Source organism: Escherichia sp. E2586, from assembly GCF_005781105.1.
Lineage (GTDB): Bacteria > Pseudomonadota > Gammaproteobacteria > Enterobacterales > Enterobacteriaceae > Escherichia.
In genome coordinates this window covers 1-16,931 of record NZ_VATN01000033.1, presented here as the reverse complement: position 1 = coordinate 16,931, position 16,931 = coordinate 1, and the positions used below count along the sequence as shown (strand labels likewise).

14 protein-coding genes and 2 pseudogenes are annotated in these 16,931 nt (G+C 45.5%); 9 read left to right on the top strand and 7 right to left on the bottom strand.

Going from position 1 to position 16,931, the window contains the following annotated elements; genetic code table 11:
* Positions 1-179 (top strand): annotated as a pseudogene (locus FEK50_RS22450) (recombinase family protein); the annotation flags it as partial.
* A 94-nt stretch (positions 180-273) separates the two neighbouring features.
* On the opposite strand, the gene FEK50_RS22445 reads toward FEK50_RS22450, so the two are convergent.
* The 3 genes from FEK50_RS22445 to FEK50_RS22435 all read right to left on the bottom strand — a co-directional run bounded on the left by FEK50_RS22445 (position 274) and on the right by FEK50_RS22435 (position 6,301).
* On the bottom strand, positions 274-1,416 hold the full coding sequence (locus FEK50_RS22445; RefSeq protein WP_130236375.1) for a hypothetical protein: 1,143 nt from the start codon (positions 1,414-1,416) through the stop codon (positions 274-276).
* Positions 1,417-2,233: 817 nt separating this feature from the next.
* Positions 2,234-5,464, bottom strand: a complete 3,231-nt coding sequence (locus tag FEK50_RS22440; RefSeq protein ID WP_130236374.1) for an Ig-like domain-containing protein — start codon at positions 5,462-5,464, stop codon at positions 2,234-2,236.
* Positions 5,465-5,629: 165 nt separating this feature from the next.
* A complete protein-coding gene (locus FEK50_RS22435) occupies positions 5,630-6,301 on the bottom strand; it encodes a phage tail protein (protein ID WP_240779370.1) in 672 nt (223 codons plus the stop codon).
* Between the two features lie 169 nt (positions 6,302-6,470).
* Here FEK50_RS22435 and FEK50_RS22430 point away from each other — a divergent pair, with 169 nt between their 5' ends.
* The 4 genes and pseudogenes from FEK50_RS22430 (at position 6,471) to FEK50_RS22415 (ending at position 8,075) form a co-directional block, all read left to right on the top strand.
* Complete coding sequence (locus FEK50_RS22430) at positions 6,471-6,773, top strand: type II toxin-antitoxin system RelE/ParE family toxin (RefSeq protein ID WP_130236373.1); 303 nt, start codon at positions 6,471-6,473, stop codon at positions 6,771-6,773.
* A 71-nt stretch (positions 6,774-6,844) separates the two neighbouring features.
* Complete coding sequence (locus tag FEK50_RS22425; protein ID WP_000806446.1) at positions 6,845-7,183, top strand: HigA family addiction module antitoxin; 339 nt, start codon at positions 6,845-6,847, stop codon at positions 7,181-7,183.
* A gap of 56 nt (positions 7,184-7,239) precedes the next feature.
* Positions 7,240-7,600, top strand: a pseudogene (locus FEK50_RS22420) (helix-turn-helix domain-containing protein).
* A gap of 178 nt (positions 7,601-7,778) precedes the next feature.
* Positions 7,779-8,075: a hypothetical protein gene (locus FEK50_RS22415; protein WP_130236372.1), complete on the top strand. Its 297-nt coding sequence runs from the start codon at positions 7,779-7,781 to the stop codon at positions 8,073-8,075.
* 37 nt (positions 8,076-8,112) lie between these two features.
* Here FEK50_RS22415 and FEK50_RS22410 read toward each other — a convergent pair whose 3' ends face one another.
* From FEK50_RS22410 to FEK50_RS22400, 3 genes are all read right to left on the bottom strand, one after another.
* Positions 8,113-9,312 carry a phage tail protein gene (locus FEK50_RS22410; protein ID WP_130236371.1) on the bottom strand — a complete coding sequence of 400 codons (1,200 nt, stop codon included), beginning with the start codon at positions 9,310-9,312 and terminating at the stop codon, positions 8,113-8,115.
* A complete protein-coding gene (locus tag FEK50_RS22405) occupies positions 9,305-9,634 on the bottom strand; it encodes a baseplate protein (protein ID WP_130236370.1) in 330 nt (109 codons plus the stop codon). The genes FEK50_RS22410 and FEK50_RS22405 overlap by 8 nt, the downstream gene beginning before the upstream one ends.
* Before the next feature lie 329 nt (positions 9,635-9,963).
* Positions 9,964-10,617: a maturation control protein gene (locus tag FEK50_RS22400; RefSeq protein WP_130236369.1), complete on the bottom strand. Its 654-nt coding sequence runs from the start codon at positions 10,615-10,617 to the stop codon at positions 9,964-9,966.
* A gap of 570 nt (positions 10,618-11,187) precedes the next feature.
* Between FEK50_RS22400 and FEK50_RS22395 the strand changes: the two genes are divergently transcribed.
* Positions 11,188-12,489 (top strand): FliC/FljB family flagellin, encoded by a 1,302-nt coding sequence (locus tag FEK50_RS22395; RefSeq protein WP_130236368.1) that lies wholly within the window; start codon positions 11,188-11,190, stop codon positions 12,487-12,489.
* On the opposite strand, the gene FEK50_RS22390 is transcribed toward FEK50_RS22395, so the two are convergent.
* On the bottom strand, positions 12,449-13,939 hold the full coding sequence (locus FEK50_RS22390) for an inverse autotransporter beta domain-containing protein (protein WP_165489008.1): 1,491 nt from the start codon (positions 13,937-13,939) through the stop codon (positions 12,449-12,451). The genes FEK50_RS22395 and FEK50_RS22390 overlap by 41 nt on opposite strands.
* A gap of 993 nt (positions 13,940-14,932) precedes the next feature.
* Between FEK50_RS22390 and FEK50_RS22385 the strand changes: the two genes are divergently transcribed.
* The 3 genes from FEK50_RS22385 (at position 14,933) to FEK50_RS22375 (ending at position 16,823) form a co-directional block, all read left to right on the top strand.
* Positions 14,933-15,856, top strand: a complete 924-nt coding sequence (locus FEK50_RS22385; protein ID WP_131162213.1) for an omptin family outer membrane protease — start codon at positions 14,933-14,935, stop codon at positions 15,854-15,856.
* Positions 15,857-16,086: 230 nt separating this feature from the next.
* Positions 16,087-16,353: a DUF1778 domain-containing protein gene (locus FEK50_RS22380; protein ID WP_130209503.1), complete on the top strand. Its 267-nt coding sequence runs from the start codon at positions 16,087-16,089 to the stop codon at positions 16,351-16,353.
* Complete coding sequence (locus FEK50_RS22375) at positions 16,341-16,823, top strand: GNAT family N-acetyltransferase (protein ID WP_130209501.1); 483 nt, start codon at positions 16,341-16,343, stop codon at positions 16,821-16,823. Before FEK50_RS22380 ends, FEK50_RS22375 begins: the two co-directional genes overlap by 13 nt.
* The last annotated feature ends 108 nt before the right edge of the window (positions 16,824-16,931 follow it).

The following is a 16,931-nucleotide window of genomic DNA, read 5'->3' as shown; positions in this document are numbered from 1 at the left end:
ACAACTGGAAGAAGAAATTTGACGCTCAGGGCGTTACCGTCAGGTTTATTGACGATGGGAGCAGCACCGATGGTGATATGGGACAAGTGGTGATGACCATCCTGTCGGCAGTGGCGCTGGCTGTACGCCGGAGGGTCCTGGAGCGTACAAATGAAGACCGACAGGAAGCCAGAATGAAAGATGCGACAGTGTCATTTAATAAAACTGTCGCATTCAGAAAATAAAACCACAACGCCATAATTTACAAACAGAAATTCAAGGTGATATAGAAAATCATTTCAATTTTAAGACAATCCCATCTTTAAATGAAATATTGAAACTACTTAAAATATCAACTGGCATCTCATCTACGTACACGATTTTTAAGTCATTTAACGCCATTACATCTGGCAGGTTTTGAAGAGTTGCCGCAGCTAATGTTAGAGTCGCTTTTGAACCGGATTTAAAGTTAATCATTCCTGCCCAGCATTTTCCTGTTGGTTTCTGTAACTCTTGCACAGGAGCAATTGGGATAGTATTGTTCAATGGATTAATAGTTACCTTTGCACTACCTGACAACTGAATAATCTTACCCATCCCATTCCCCTGTGAAAACTGAGTTGTATGAATATCCACTGTCGAATTATCAAAAGCATCTATCGCAACATAATCTCCTTCGTTGTTATCAGGGACATCATTACATATAGTCCTTGCGAAAATATTTCCATAAGATGAATCATAAAAAGATAAACTACTCGAAAGGTTTAAATTTGAGTCAGTATGTTGCTCTAATCTAACATTTAGTAAGAGTGAAGAATTATTATTAAACCTCAATCCGCTAAGTATACTGCCCGCGATGTTATTTGTTGAAATTTCATTGGCTTGCACATCAAGTGTGCTGTATCCTGATATTATAGCGTTATAAAACAACTCAATATACTCTGCTGAAATGATGAATCTTGAATTCTGAATACCAGTAAGGTATGGGCTTTTAATTGTATCTAACCTTGACATTCCGAGGAAAACAGCGCGTAGATTTTCCAGTGTAACACGGCTATCATCGAACAATTTGAAATCAATTGCGAAATAAGGACGATGTCTCGAGGAATCAGTTAATGTTATGGTTTTTAAGTTTTTGTCACCTGCAATACGGAAATCAGCTTTTTCCAAAAACAGAAAAGTGGAATTTTTATCCTTCGTAGCTGGTACAGACCAATTAATAACGTCGGCTCCTGTACTATCCGGGAGAAGAATAAGAGGACCAGCTTGAACAGGACCAACGTGAACAGGACCAGTAGCCATACCGTAAACTTCAAGCCCGCATCCTTGCATTTTATTAAATGCTTCTGCAGGTCCCCTCAACGTGACTTCTCTGGGATAGTCAAAAGACTGATTACTTTCAGGATCCCAGTTAAACGTAGCGTCTGTATTTTTCATAATAACCTATTTTCAAGTAGAAGTTGTAACCCAAAAAAGTATTAGGTTGCCGATGAACTGCCTGTTTTGTACTTGTAATGGATTAAAGTGTTAATTCATTAGATCTGAACATGAAGCACAATTGTTGTTTTATTTTACGGAATAGGATTACAACTATATATCACGTTGCTGCCATCAATATTTCATCATTACTGATGACCAAAAAAGCAACTGTATTTTTATTCATAAATAAATCTTCATTTCTAATGATGCAACATTTTATTTCATGGCCAAGTGACACTATAAATATTAATAGAATTAAAAAAGAGTTGTTGTTATTTACAAGTTATATATTGATATAGTTTGAGTTATTTTAAAATGATTAGATGTATATAGAAAATATTTTTATTATAAATCTGTGATATCAGTGATTGTAGTGGCACAGTAAATTTGACTACCTGATTAAAGGTGATATTCACACAAATAGCGGGTTGAGTCTCACCTATCCACTGAGTAGTAAGAATCTCTGGGCGTTATTCGCCAGATCGGAGCGGGGCAGAAGGCCGGTTACGTAGAGCTGATGACGTAAATAAAGCGCCTGTCTGGATGATATCGTTGTTGTGTTGCGTTCAACCTGATGGAACTCTGATGGCACTATTTTCAGTCAATACGCGTCAGGTCAATAGTCCAAAAAATCGGTAATCTCAGGATATTTTTGATAAAAAATGTCCTGCGCAATATTTATTGCACAGGACATTGGTGGTTATTCAGACTGATGCAGTAGGTAATCTCACTGCGTTAGCCAGGCACCCTTATCGGATGCTGGAGTGATTTCTGTTTAGTTAATGGTTAAATCCACCGTCATATTGTATTCAAATTTCCATGTTCCGTCGGTGAGAATGTAATGGATCAAACCGGTGTAATGTCCAGCAGGAAGGTCGGGGTTATCGCTGCGCGACCAGTCAAATAAACTTCTCGCAAGAGAAAGCCCACAACCAATCACAGTGTTGAAGGAATAAAGACCACAAGCTGTAAGCTTTCTTGCCCTTAACTTGAGCGTATACTCCTTGCCGTGTTCATCGATGATCGGTGTCTGAATCACTTCATTATCGGGATTGTTTCCTGATGATAGTGTTGTTGGGCCCATCGTGGGGGGAGCAACGATAAATGCTGTGTAAAGGTTAGGGGCGCTCAGATGCGCAGACATAGTTTGGGCTGTGTCAGTATTGATGACCCAGTGTTCAGATATCTCTGTCATAAACGCCATGTCTGGATCTGTTATCGTTGAACCATTCGTGCTTGCCGTTGTCGTCGCCATTCCTACTTTAGTACTTCGAATAGTGACACTTGTAATTCCGTTGGCATCGGTTTTTGACGTTTCCGCAGAAAGGAAGAAACCAGGTGTTGTCTGCCAGCTAACGGTAGCATCAGGGACCCTGTTATTGTTGATGTCCGTCACTATCGCTTCATAGGTTGCGTTATCCTTACCATCAGGGGCAACAATAGACTTATTACTATATATTGTATCCATTTTTGCGGTTTTAATATCTCCAATAAAGGTGACTCCAGGTGCCGCAAGCTGTGTGCCATTCACCGGTATGGTGGCGGTGACAATTGTTACGGCTGCGATTTTCGTGTGTCCGCTGACGGTGGCAACGCCCTGGTTATCCGTCAGACTGTTGGTGCCGTCTAACGTCAGATTCGGGGCGTTACTGGTCCAGTCGATCTGCACGCCCTTAACCGGATTATCGTGGGCATCTTTGACAGTAACCGACCAGGTTACGAGTTCCTTGTCATCGGCTACGGCCTGGGTTTTGTCCACTTTGCTGTCAGACAGGGCCGCTGTAGCAATATTGCCAGTCACATTCACCGTTACAGTCTGGCTGGACTGATTAATACCCGCAGTAATTTGCGACGCACCTCCTTTGGTGGTGGAATAAGCAACTTCCGCGATACCCTGACTGTTGGTGTCGGTGACATTACCAGGCTGGAAAATCCCGTTGGTATTATCGGAGCTCCAGTTAACCCGTTGGTTAATAACAGGATGTCCGGCTTCGTCCGTCACTGTGGCTTTCAGCGTTATGTTATCACCTGCTGCCACATCCGTTGTTGTGGACGGGGTGAGCGCAGAGACTGCGGCAGTAGCCGCATCGGCACCAAAGCTGATGGTTTCAGATGACTGACTTACACCATTGATGGTCGCCACAGCCTGACAGGCGAGTACATCCTCTGAGGTGAGCGTTGCTGTAACCTGACCCTGGGCGTCGGTTTTTTGCGGACTGCCGGTAAGATGATATTTACCTGTTGCTGGCTGAACCTGCCAGGTCACCTCACTCTGGCTGACGGGGTTCTTGTATTCATCTTCCACAGTGGCGGTCAGGGTAACCACATCCTTGTTATTCGCCATTGCGCTGGTTTTACTGGCGCTGACGTTAACCGGTTTTGCACTCTGTATATCAGGCGTGATGGTTAGCTGAATAGTTTTCTGGCTGTGATTGTCGCTGGATGCCGTAATGGTGGTGGCTTTCGCGAGCGTGCTGATGTAAGTCACCTTCACGTTACCCTTCGCATCGGTGTTCGATGTTGTTTCACTGAAAACACCTGCGGCATTGTCAGACTGCCAGACAACAGGTTTATTCGCGACCGGGTGACCGGATGCGTCCAGAACCTGAGCGGTCAACGTAACAATACCTTTACCGGCAGTGACACTGGTGTTATCTGCTGTCAGGCTTTGCAGCGTAGCAGACGTCGCATCCTCAGTGAATTTCACTGTGCCTGATGTTACCAGTGCTCCGCTGGCAGCATGGCCAATGTTACCGCTGATCTGATGCTCCCCACGTTGTTTTGAGGTCAGAGATACCGTCACGTTGCCGTTGCTGTCTGACGTGCTGGAGGCCGTTGACAGGAGACCTGTAGCAGGTATTGCTGCCCAGTTGATACTGATGCCCGACAGTGGGTTGCTGTTCGCATCCGTCACGATCCCCGTGAAAAAAACTTCATCGGCGCCGTTAGCGAGTGCGTTCTGTTTACTGAGTTTCAGGTCGGTAAGCTGCGCAGTGCGGGCGTCACCGATAAAGGTTACCTGTGGCGCATTAAACCCGGCACCTGTTTCTGCCTGGGCCGTGACTCCGGCATTTCCGGCTTTCAATGCGGACAGCGTGACGGACGCGACGCCCGAGGCACTGGTTGTTGTGCTCGGTGCTGAAAGCGTAACACCCGTACCAGAGGCGCTCCAGGTCACTTTATGATTTGTAACAGGGTTGCCTTTAGCATCTTTTACTGCTGCGGTGTAGGTAATAAGCTCCTTGCCGTCGGCAATAGCCTGCGTTTTATCCACGGTGACGTCAGTCACTTTTGCCGAAGTGCTGTCGGCAGTAAAGTGCAGACTTTGTGAACTTACTGCGCTACCGCTCGCGGTGCTGGCAGTAACCACCACATCCCCGCTTGACTGTGACGTTAGTGTTACCAGGCTGTTGCCACTGGCATCGGTGGTGTTCTGCGCGTTACTGAGCGTTCCCTTACCGGATGTAATAACCCACTTCACCTGGCTGCCGATCACCGGATGCTTACTGGCATCAGTGACCAGCGCCGTCAGTTGAATGGCATCATTCAGGTTGGCGATGGCAGTTTTTTTGTCGGCGTTAAGTGAAGTTACCGCGGCGGTTTTACTGTCCGCCATAAAGTGCAGGACCGGAGAAGCCAGCTTCTGCCCCTGCAGCGTGGCTGTCAGCGTAACCTCTTCCACCGTCGGAGAACTGACCTGAACAGTGACATGTCCCTGTTCGTCCGTCTGGGTGGTCGAGGCGGATAACTGCGCGGTATTGCTGGTTGAACTCCAGTCGATCTGGACATTCTTTAACGGATTACCCTGTGCGTCTTCTGCGACAGCAGTCAGCGTAGCGCTGTCCTTTCCATCGGCCAGCAGCGTGGTTTTATCCGGTGTGATGTTTTTCAGCACGGCGCTTTTGGTGTCGGCAACAAACGTCAGCGTGGTGGTTTGTTTCGCTGCACCGTTCGCGGTGGTGGCGGAAACAGTTGTCTGCCCGGCGTGTGTGGAGGTGAAATGCATGGTTGCAACCCCCTGATTATCCGCAAGGCTGCTGGTGCTGACGAAGATCAGCTACTAGTCCTGCTGACAATTCAGGAACATTTAGGGGATTGCAGAACAGGATAAGAATAGGAATTGCCGGCAGAATGATTCTGCCGACAGAATGCCAATTAAAGCAGGCTTATTTTAAGCCTGCTTTTTCGATTGTTGATGTTTTCTATAACAAGACTCAGAAGAGTTATTTGCGGCGATTCGCAGAATAAGGACGTCATCAGTCAGACCGTCCTGCTCACCGTCTGAGTCAAGAGCATGGAAAGAGTCACGCCCATCAGGGTTATCCAGCACATAAACGATTTCAGGTTCCTGGTAAGTCAGTTCGCGCTGGTTGTTATCCAGTTCAGTGAATGACTCTTCTCCAGTTTCGTCGCTGACCACGCCATATGTGCCGACATCAGGTCGGTATAAGAGCGCCTGGAACGCGTCTGGGCTGGATTCAATAATTAACATCCAGTCAGCACGGATCTGGTCGTTAAAGGCTTTATGCCCGTTATAGCGTGTTTTTAGCTGTGGAGTTGGTTCTCTGCCTGCCAGGGAAGATGGCAGAATGGCTATATCAGGTTCTCCAGTGTCCGGAGTAAAACTACCGCCGCTACCAGGGAAATTATCATGGCGATCAGCTTCGGCGGTGGATTGCTCTTCCAGAATGCTGAATGAATCCGATCCGGTATTGCCATGTTCCGGCGCGCCTCCTGCATCCTCTTCAATCGGCGCTGGCGTTTCTCTCTGCGTGCTGTCATGTTCTGACTCCTTACTTACCAGGTTTGCATCGTCAGCAAACCATTCGTCAAAACGGCCCATAAGCATCCTCAAAGGTCGATCTGTCAGGTATCGAAAGGAAGATTTTCGGGAGATTGTGATTTCGGATGAAGGAGGGGGAATTGTTGCAAATGCAAATGCACTTGCGCACAGTGCATCTGTGCGCTATAGTTATGGCATTCAGTAATCATCACGGAGGATCAAATGACTAATGACCAAAAAAATTAACATAAAGGATTTCAGGGATGCGTGGCTTGATGATTTTTTTGAATTTTCAACACCACACAAAAAGATACCTTCTGATATTCATATTACATTGTTGCGGAAGCTGGATATTATCAATGCCGCAACTACCTGGAAGGACTTGAGATCACCACCAGGTAATCGGTATGAGGAATTGTCAGGGAAGCTAAACGGCTATTCATCAATAAGGGTGAATAAGCAATATAGGTTAATTTTTAAGTGGGTTAACGGAAAGGCCGAGGACTTGTATCTCGACCCTCACAAATACTAAAACAAATACCCGGCGGATGGACCGGGTATTGACCAGAGTCCACTTAATACGCACGCTAGTAAGGGCAAAAAATGAAACAGGCAACCAGAAAACCGACGACTGTAGGTGATATCCTGCTGTACGAATACCTGGAGCCGTTAGAGCTGAAGATCAACGAGTTAGCAGAAATACTACATGTTCATCGTAACACCGTAAGTGCTCTTGTTAATAATAATCGTAAGCTAACGATGGATATGGCATATCGCCTGGCAAAAGCATTCGATACTTCTGTAGATTTTTGGATTAATCTTCAGACCGCAGTAGACCTGTGGGAAGTTGAAAATGACATGCGCGTTCAGGAAGAGTTAAGCCGTATCACTACTGCTGAAGAATTTATTTCTCAGCGGAATCTGAATAAAAAAGCAGCCTGATATTGTAAAAAACACACAAAAAGCCCACTAAAAAAGTGGGCTTTTCTTTGGAAATAATGAACATTAAACCTATCCGTACAGAACAGGATTATGAGGCCGCACTGCGTGCGGTCGAACCGATGTTCGATAACAAACCGGAAATGAACACCCCTGAAGGTGATTTCTTTGATGTCATGTGTCTTCTCATTGAAGAGTACGAGAAAAAACATTATCCAATTGAGTCTCCATCACCTATTGATGGTCATTAAGTTCCGTATGGAACAGCAAGGGCTGACCGTGAAAGACCTGGAACCGGCAATTGGTAAGCCAAACCGTGTTTACGAAGTGCTTAATGGTACTCGAAATTTGACGTTACCTATGATTCGTCGTTTACATTCCCAGTTTGGCATTCCACTGGAAAGTCTGGTTGGTGTTTGAGTTTGGCGGTCTGGAGGACCGCTTTTTTATAAAATGGGTATTAGAAAGGTAGATGTTTTGCTATTTCATGAATGGATAATCATGTTTCCAGCGAAAAAAAACGTAAAGTCTGTATTTTTTCTTAGGCAATGTTACAAAAATTCATTTAATCTCTTGCATTCACTACAGGAGATTATCTATGCATATATATTTAACCAATCTGATTCAATCTGACGCTGTCAACTTACGTCTGGCCGTTCCATTTCATTATCACGAAGGGGAACCTGGATTCATGAAACAGTGGGAAGACGCAAGGGCTGCAATCAGAAATGCAACCGATAAAAGAATAGGTCTTATATCATTCAAAAAAGACCCTCTCGTACTTGAAATCGAAAAATTTAAGGCTTTTATATTTCAAGATACTGAACTTGATAAATATTACATTATTTCACCAGTTAAACTCGCTGGGTGTGGTGAACCTATAGTTAAGTGCTAATAGCCCACTATTTATATGATGGGCTATTAAATTATTTTTATGCCCGTCCTTTCTTTACATAAACCATAAACATTTTTTCAGCTTGCTCAGGTGACGTTCCTGCCATGACAAGCGCATCAATGAACGCCTGCTTCTTCAGTGCGAACTGATCGGCAAGGCGTTGCTGAAGCTCCTTGTTTTTCTGTTTCTCGCGTTGCAAGGCCGCTTCTTTTGCTGCCGCTCGTTTTTTCTGTGCGTCTGACAACTTTCTGGCCCTGGTCAGCTGGTCACGTAGCTTGTCAATCTTGCCGTTGTCCTTTGCCAGTTTTGTGCTTAAAGCGGCCTGGCGTTTCTGATAGAGCCTCCATTCGCGTTTGGCGGCTTCAACGTTCGTTTTACTGCTACGATTGCGATTAAACTCCTTCTCGTCTTCTTTTGAGAAGTGTTTGGTTGTACGGCGGCGATCGTCACCAAATGCAATTTGCGTTGCAGCCTTTTGTAGCGCACGAGCAATACTCATTTGCCAACTGGCGGACTGTAACCGCGTCATTGAGTGGATCACGTGTTTACAGGCGACGCCTTGCAGCTTCGGGTTGCGAACTTTTGGATAGGCGTATTCTTTTGGCGGTGCCAGGGCAAAGTTACCCGCAGTGGCGATGTAACGATACCAGTATTGATGACGACCACAGTCACAATCGAAAGATACCCGCCCAGCACACAGTGATTTAGTGACTTTCAGGGCTGATTTATCGTCTTCTGCGATGTCATCGACCATCTGATCCCATTCTTCAAAGCGTATCCGGACGATATGATGCTGGTGGACAGATATATCTGATGCTTCTACGCGGATATTAATTACGTTGTGGCGAAGAGATACGGGCGTAGCTCTTTTGATACCGGAACCGTCGTCTACGGCGTTATTTGCACGCTTAATATCGATAGCCTGGCTGGACGCCACCAGCTGGGCGTATGTAATGCCAGCCGTCTTGCTGTCATATTTTTCGCGCGTTTTACTCCGTAGCTTTTCGAAACCTTTCAGATCGTCGCGAGTAAAGAACGTGCCGCCTTTCTTCTTCCCTAACTTGAGAATATCTTCGGCGGATTTGTTCCTCAGTCTGCCAGGTGTAAGCGTTCGGTGAGCTTGTCGGCGCTTACGGGTTTGTTCTTTCCTGATAAGGTCGAATATACGCGTGAAGTCCTTAGAGGACAGGCCGTCAGTGATATAGCGCCCGTCCTGGTTTTTCAGGAAATCAGGCATTTTTTATCTCCGGTTCAGCGCCAGCATAATCACGGATCTTGTTTCTCAGCCATGCCACATCAGGGAGAGTTAACGTGGTCCCGGCGGGCATTTCTTCCATTTCTGATTCATGCCCCACCAGCACTCTGAATACCCAGCGTAAATCTGCGTTCCCATACGCCCGGTAGGCAGCCAGGTCTGAACGATAGACTTCATCAAGTTTTATCGTGTACTGGAAGTTATCCGGGTGATATTCCGATACCCGTTTAATCATCTCCTGGTGGAACAGTGCGCGCAGAATATCGTCTTCAATGTATCGATCGTCGAGTCTGCTATAGCCCATAACAAAGATCCTCAGTCATAACCTGGGGAAACTGTATGCAGGGTGTGAAATGCGAGAAACAGACAGGCCACCAGCTCAGGGAGATGTGATTCATAAATCCCCTCACTGGTGACAAGTGACTTTCATTAATCTTTATGCGGGGCCAGCTTCATTACTTACTGGCAGTAGATTAAAAATTAAACGGAGCGAATGACATGGATGTTATTTTCGAAATACTAATGCTAATTGATCTGTTTATGAACGCTTCATTGACCACGCAAATACTGGCGTCAATATTTTTGTTACTCTTCTACCTGGTATTGAGGGAGTTAACAAAGCTACTGATGTGATCAAAGTATCACGGTATCTTCATCAACTTCTTTCCCAGCCAGTGACTTTGGCTGGGAGGTGCCTGCTTTAACCTTTTCATGCCCAATAATGGACAGGAACGAAGCGAGGATGCCTGTTTTGTGCTCTTTCTCGACTGTACCTGTCATCTGTTCCACATAATCTGCGCTGGCAACGTTGTGGTATACGGTCGCGTAGCAACACAGGATCATAAGAATATGTTCCGGCCTGATGTCCTGCCAGTTCACCCGGTAGACTTCTTCTCCGTTACCGTTGTATTCGGTATCAACGATGGAGTCGGGGATTTCGAAAGCACCTTTGTAATTTTGCGGCAGGGATAATAGCTTCTGGAGTTTTAGCTCTCTGTATCTTTCCATCCCTACGATAATCGCAGCTCTGCCGTCGGCATGACGTGTCTTGAGTGTTACCTGGCTTGCTCCGGTGCCAGCGGAGATCGTTGGCGTAATTTCGTCTACCAGCACCTTAAATTTGCTTTTCCGCAGGGCTGCTATAGCTGGAGGAATTTTTTGCTTTTGTTCCAATGCTGACGCGGGAAGGGGTTTTACTTCGTTAATCACGAGAGCACCGTCTTTCAGTATTGCAGTGAGCATTTGCGGTTTGCTGGTGGTCAGGCTGAATATTGCTATCTTTTCCATTGTCCTTCCTCCACGGATGACGGATACAAAAAAAGGCCGCGCATGGCGGCCTGCTTTGGCGTTATGACTCCCTACCGCGCTTCGGCTGAAAGTTAATCGTCAAAAGAACCTTCAACGGGAGCCGTTAGCGCGATGGATTATGTGCAGTTTGTGATTTCAAGAATAGTGTCAATAGTCATTTGCTATTTTTTTGTAAACGGGGTGGTGCTTATCAAAAAAACAGAGTGGTTAGTTATTATTGGGGTCTGAAGCCCAACCGTACAAAAACGTACGGTTGGGCTTCAGGCCCCTATACCGACGCTAATGAACTCTGACCGAATCAGTGATGGTTAGATTTATCGAAATATTTGGCGCAACAAATTCCGATTTTGGTTTGATAAAAAACACCGTAACGCGCCATTTTTAAGTGGAAATGTTTCAGCCTTTAGTCGTTTTATTTCCATGCCGATATAACATTTACCGCAGTCGCTTCATCATAAGCCAAGCTGCTAAATAGTAAACATAATTGCATGTTTTATTGGAATTATATTGTAACAATCCACTCCGTCTAACTTACAGGAACGATATACTATGTCACAGGTTATTAATACTAATGCTCTCAGCCTTGTAGCACAGAACAACCTCAATAAGTCCCAGACAACACTGGGTACAGCTATTCAGCGCCTGTCTTCTGGTCTGCGCATTAATAGCGCAAAAGACGATGCTGCTGGCCAGGCTATCAGCAACCGTTTCACCGCCAGCATTTCTGGTCTGACTCAGGCTTCCCGCAATGCTAATGACGGTATCTCCATTGCTCAAACCACTGAAGGTGCGCTGAACGAAGTGAACGATAACCTGCAGAATATCCGCCGTCTGACTGTTCAGGCGCAGAATGGAACTAACTCAGCTTCTGACCGTGAATCCATTCAGGATGAAATTAACGCCCGTCTGTCGGAAATCAACCGCATCTCCGATCAGACTGAATTTAACGGTGTTAAAGTTCTCAGTCAGGATCAATCTTTGTCTATCCAGGTGGGGTCTAACGATAAAGAAACAATCGGTATCGATTTGAATAAAATGGATGCTGACACCCTCGGCATGACAGATTTTACCGTGTCAGAAAATATCGCAGGGTTGCCAATTACCACAGTGATTCCCGATGGTATGTTTTATAGCGCCGAGATAACTTATACGGTAGCTGATCTGGACAATCAAGGTGATCAAAACATTCATGCGCAGGATCTCGTACAAGACAAGGCAACGGGCGATCTTTATGCGAAATGCGACGATGGGAATTACTATTCCGCTCAAGTCATAGAGAACAGCGTGGTTAGTTTTAAGACTGATACCCCAGTGACAGTGGATCCCAAAAATGTGAGTTCAGTGGTTGGTCAGAAATATAGCGGTGATGTCACCATTAGTGCTAATTCAGTGGCAACTCTGGGGGGAAAGACATTGAAAACTGACGACCAGGGAAATTTTTATGTGGACGATGGTAAAGGCCACGTCACCAAGGCTGACTACACACAGAAAAAAGTAACAAGTAAAAATGGTACTGTAAGTATTGAAGGCGAATTCACCGACACCGGTGTTGCGGTTAAGGGCGCTAATACCGTTACGCCTGATCCGCTGAAAACCATCGATGCTGCACTGTCTCAGGTCGATAAACTACGCTCTGGTCTCGGTGCCGTGCAAAACCGTTTCGATTCTGTGATTAGCAATCTGAACAACACCGTTAATAACCTGTCTGAGTCTCGTTCACGCATTCTGGACGCTGACTTTGCCTCTGAAGTGTCTGAAATGAGTCGAGCTAACATCCTGCAGTCTGCGGGAACGTCTGTTCTGGCACAGGCTAACCAGGTTCCGCAAAACATTCTGCAACTTCTGCGGTAGTTGTCTGCCCAGGCATATTGCCGGCATGGAAGGTAGTGACATATACGCCGGGCGAGTTTTCTTTAAACGCCGAGATACTGGCTGGCACCTGCGTTGGTGCGGTTGCCGGAGAGAGGCTGGTTTTCTTTTGCAGCCTGGCTTTCTTTTGTGGCTTCTGTTGTTTTGAGTTGGCTTCCGTGATTTGAGCACTGAGGTTAGCTGCCTGACCTGTGATTTTCTCACCACTGGCGGTGGTCAGCGTCACGCTAATCGGTGTGCTGCTTACTCCGTCTGCTGGTAGCGTCATTTTAGCGGCGCTGGCGGTGGTGACTGCGTGTTGAATATTAAAACTGTCAACCTGCCAGTGGATGTGATCAAGCGGATATTTGCTCTTCACCTGCACATTTACCGGCAGGGTCATAGATTCAGTGCCGGAAATTTTATCCTGCAGGGTCAGCCAGATAACCTGTTGCTTACGGTACTCCAGCACAATGTCGTTGTTTCTGTTTACCAGCTCGTAACGGCTACCCATCAGCGTTCTGCTGGCGCCGACGGCGTCTGGATCGAGATGACTCGCCAGGGATTCGCCCATCTTCCAGTTGAGATTGAGGTTCACCTGGGTGTCGTTCTGATCACCTTTACCCATTTTTTGGTTCAGGCCCACGGTCATCAGCGGGAATGGCGTGTAGTTGACGCCCAGCGTCATGGCCCACGGGTTGCTCAGGCGCTTATCACTGCTGTTCTGCGAGAGCGCCACTTCCTCACCAAAGTATTGTTCCCACGCCAGTTCTGCACCTAACTGTGGATAAACGGGTAAATAACCCTCGGCGCGAATGTCATAGCCATTGGCAACACGTTCCTGATAATCGGCATAGCGTTTTGAATTTTTCCAGCCGGAAAGTCGGCGGTAACCGTTTGCGCTAAGGCGGAAGAAATCGCTGCCCAGCTCTGTCCCGACGCCCAGACGCTGATGCTTATTACCGGAGAGCTGCTGGTCGTAAAAAGTGTTGACGCCCCACATCCAGTGGTCAGCAAAGTAACGATAACCAATACCGATATTGACGATATCGCGGTCATCATTGCGGCGGGCACCAACTTGCGTAAACAGGAGATCCTGCTTCTTGTTGTCGTAGAGAGGCACCAGAAGATCTACGCTGGCATTATTAAGTGCCATTTTGCGGTCCAGCGTTGCATTAACTTTGGCAGTTCCGAACTGCTGCAACCATTGCTGCACTTCACTGGTGGCAATCGACGAGGTGCTGCCGATGGCAGAGGAGATCAATGCATCTGTTCTATTGCTCTGTTTTAATAATTCGGCAGTGCTGGTAAGAACTGAGGCGATTTTTTTATCGTCTTCATCATCCTGTGCTGTTGTTTTCGCATCGTGCTTTCCTTTTGCTTCTTGTCCGGACTTATTCTCTGGCGAATTCGTTACTGCCTGAGCTGGGAACGTAAAGACAAAGGAGTTCATAAAAATAACCATGAGCTGCAAAAATATTTGCAGGCAGGCTGTGAGTCTCTGTTTCATAATAACATCAGTCTGTTGTTTGAAATTTGTTAATAGACGGCGGACAATATTTATTTATCCGGACTAATCTTCCTTAAGGTGCTTTATTATTCTGTTCATTTTGTCTGAGACAGACACACGAAACAGTGTGTAACTAAATTCATTCAAGTGCTGTTGTAATAAATTTGGTTTTTGCTCACCCCTCCAGCTACATGTTACTGATAATAAAAACTAACGAATGTTAATGATTTTCTGTTGATAATGGAGTGTTAGGATGATTATGTGTTAGTGCGTTTTTTTCAATAAGAACATGTCGTTGCGCGCGTCTATTGTTATAATTCCTGGTAGAGGGGGCGTTAACAAGAGAATATAGGTCTGTCTGCTATGTGAAATTACAGCATAAAATTCCGTTATTGATATGTTAGCTGGTGAGGATACTGTTATGATTTATCTCTGATTTATGTTTATATTTAGTGATATCAATGGGTTGATTGGTTGTTGTATTTTCATTTTGTGACATTTCATACTGATTTTTGTTGTCTGGTTTCTTTTTTGTCTAGGGTGTTTATCTTAATTTTTTTTTGGTGATGACAATTGTTGGGCTTAAAATGATAAATAAGCGCAATTTTTTGTGTGATTTGATTTATTGTTGTAATGAAATGTATGGCATTATAACGATATGGCTATGCTATTTATCTGCTTTAATACTCTGTAATGCCGAACTTAAAGGATTTGATATCTTCAGGTTTGAACACCGTTAAAGGACGTAATTGGCTAACTGAAACGTTGATTAAGGTGGCAGTGAAAATATCAGAATCCAATTAGGTTAAATATATTCATTAATGGCAGCATTTCCACCATTTATTATGACTAATTGCTGTTGCGGTATAACTGAACAATTTATCGGTGCACAAATGTCAGTCAGAAGACATACACCAGGTTATAAGGATGAGAGCGATGTTGAAAAGTGTATTACTTACCGGGGCAGGTTTACTTGCATTAATGCCATTGGCATATGCTGACCAGAGTGTCAACTTTTCTCCTGAGAGTGTGTCAGTTGGAACTTCTCTTTCGGTGTTAAACGGGGAGTCTCGCGAACTTATTTATGATGAAGGTGTGAAGTCGAGCCAGCTTAACTGGAAAATAAACAATGCGCCGGTTATTAAAGCTGGAATTACCTGGGACCCATTATCATGGTTGTCGCTGAATGCTAATGGGTGGACGACGTTGGCATCTCGCGGTTCTGGTATGGATGATTATGACTGGTCTTATCCTTCGCAAAGCCACTGGAGCGACAGGTCAAGCAGTCCTGACACGCATCTGAATTTCGCTAACCAGCTTGATCTGAACGTAACCGGCTGGTTGCTGAATGAAGATAATTTGCATCTCGGCGCAGTGGTTGGGTATCAGGAAACCCGTTTCAGTTGGCTGGCTGAGGGGGGGCATTATACCTATGATAATGGTGCGAATGTGGGCGATTTCCCGCGCGGTGAGCGCACCATTGGTTACCAGCAGAGATACCGGGTGCCTTACTTAGGGCTGACGGGGAAATATGTTTACCAGGATTTTGATATCACTGCACAGTTTAAATTCAGTCCGTGGGTAGAAGCTCGCGACCACGATGAGCATTACATGCGTGACCTGAGTTTTAACGAAACTGCCAGTAATTCAAACTATTACTCAGGAACTATCAACGCGGGATATAATATTACTTCCCAGGCTCGTGTCTTCACTGAATTGAGCTGGACGCGTTTCTCTGAAGGCAGGGGGGACTCAACTGTGCATGATAAAGTCACAGGTGACTCTGAACATTACAATGATGCTGCAGGTATTCAAAACTATAACTACGCCATTGGCGCAGGGATTGAGTACCGCTTCTGATGGTTAAATGCGTCTTCGGGGGGCAGTAAACGCCCCCGAATTTAAATAAAAATTACGTAGTTACAACATCCTGATAATTTACCCATCCGTTGCAGCAGCCGTCTTGCCAACATTAAGTACCTTTAGTCAGTAACTCTCTGGTGAAAAATTCAGTTATCCGGTATGTATAGCAATTGCTACACAGCAATAATCTGCTATGCTGTATAGCAAATGCTATACGGAGTGTTACCATGAAATCAGATGTCCAACTCAACCTTCGCGCCAGAGAATCCCAGCGGGCGCTGATAGATACGGCAGCAGAAATTCTGCATAAGTCGCGCACGGATTTTATCCTCGAAATGGCTTGCCAGGCCGCAGAGAATGTCATTCTTGAACGCAGAGTATTTAATCTGAACGAGGAGCAGTATGCCGAGTTTATCGATATGATCGATGCGCCGGTAGAATCTAACCCAGCATTAGAAAAACTTCTGGCAAGGAAACCACAGTGGGATTTGTAACTCAGCCTGAACCTTTATCGAGTTCTCATCAACTTGCGGAATTTGTTAGTGGTGAGGCTGTTCTGGATGAATGGTTAAAACACAGGGGATTAAAGAATCAGGCGCTTGGGGCTGCGCGGACGTTTGTTATCTGCAAGCAAGAGACAAAACGTGTAGTTGGTTATTACTCACTTGCAACCGGTAGTGTGAATCATGTCGAAGCAACGGGAAATATTCGCCGTAATATGCCTGACCCCATACCGGTGATTATCCTGGCTCGTCTGGCGGTCGATCTTTCGTTCCACGGTAAAGGACTGGGCGCCGATCTGCTTCATGATGCGGTGTTGCGCTGCTACAGAGTAGCTGAAAATATCGGCGTTCGCGCCATTATGGTTCATGCGCTTACCGACACTGCCCGACGCTTTTACCTGCACCATGGTTTTAAAGCATCACAAACGCAGGAGAGAACGTTGTTTCTCAGACTGCCGTAATAATGGGGGGCAAGGGAGATTGAAATGTGCATACTGAAGCCCTCCAGATACGATATTTAACATAATCTTTGTTATATGTACTTTAAATGTAGAGGCTCAATGCTAATG

Coding starts and splice junctions, on each gene's coding strand:
- FEK50_RS22425 (WP_000806446.1), top strand. CDS start 6,845: ATGAAACAGGCAACCAGAAAACCGACGACTGTAGGTGATATCCTGCTG.
- FEK50_RS22445 (WP_130236375.1), bottom strand. CDS start 1,416: ATGAAAAATACAGACGCTACGTTTAACTGGGATCCTGAAAGTAATCAG.
- FEK50_RS22435 (WP_240779370.1), bottom strand. CDS start 6,301: ATGGGCCGTTTTGACGAATGGTTTGCTGACGATGCAAACCTGGTAAGT.
- FEK50_RS22380 (WP_130209503.1), top strand. CDS start 16,087: ATGAAATCAGATGTCCAACTCAACCTTCGCGCCAGAGAATCCCAGCGG.
- FEK50_RS22415 (WP_130236372.1), top strand. CDS start 7,779: ATGCATATATATTTAACCAATCTGATTCAATCTGACGCTGTCAACTTA.
- FEK50_RS22440 (WP_130236374.1), bottom strand. CDS start 5,464: ATGCATTTCACCTCCACACACGCCGGGCAGACAACTGTTTCCGCCACC.
- FEK50_RS22430 (WP_130236373.1), top strand. CDS start 6,471: ATGACCAAAAAAATTAACATAAAGGATTTCAGGGATGCGTGGCTTGAT.
- FEK50_RS22410 (WP_130236371.1), bottom strand. CDS start 9,312: ATGCCTGATTTCCTGAAAAACCAGGACGGGCGCTATATCACTGACGGC.
- FEK50_RS22385 (WP_131162213.1), top strand. CDS start 14,933: ATGTTGAAAAGTGTATTACTTACCGGGGCAGGTTTACTTGCATTAATG.
- FEK50_RS22405 (WP_130236370.1), bottom strand. CDS start 9,634: ATGGGCTATAGCAGACTCGACGATCGATACATTGAAGACGATATTCTG.
- FEK50_RS22390 (WP_165489008.1), bottom strand. CDS start 13,939: ATGAACTCCTTTGTCTTTACGTTCCCAGCTCAGGCAGTAACGAATTCG.
- FEK50_RS22395 (WP_130236368.1), top strand. CDS start 11,188: ATGTCACAGGTTATTAATACTAATGCTCTCAGCCTTGTAGCACAGAAC.
- FEK50_RS22400 (WP_130236369.1), bottom strand. CDS start 10,617: ATGGAAAAGATAGCAATATTCAGCCTGACCACCAGCAAACCGCAAATG.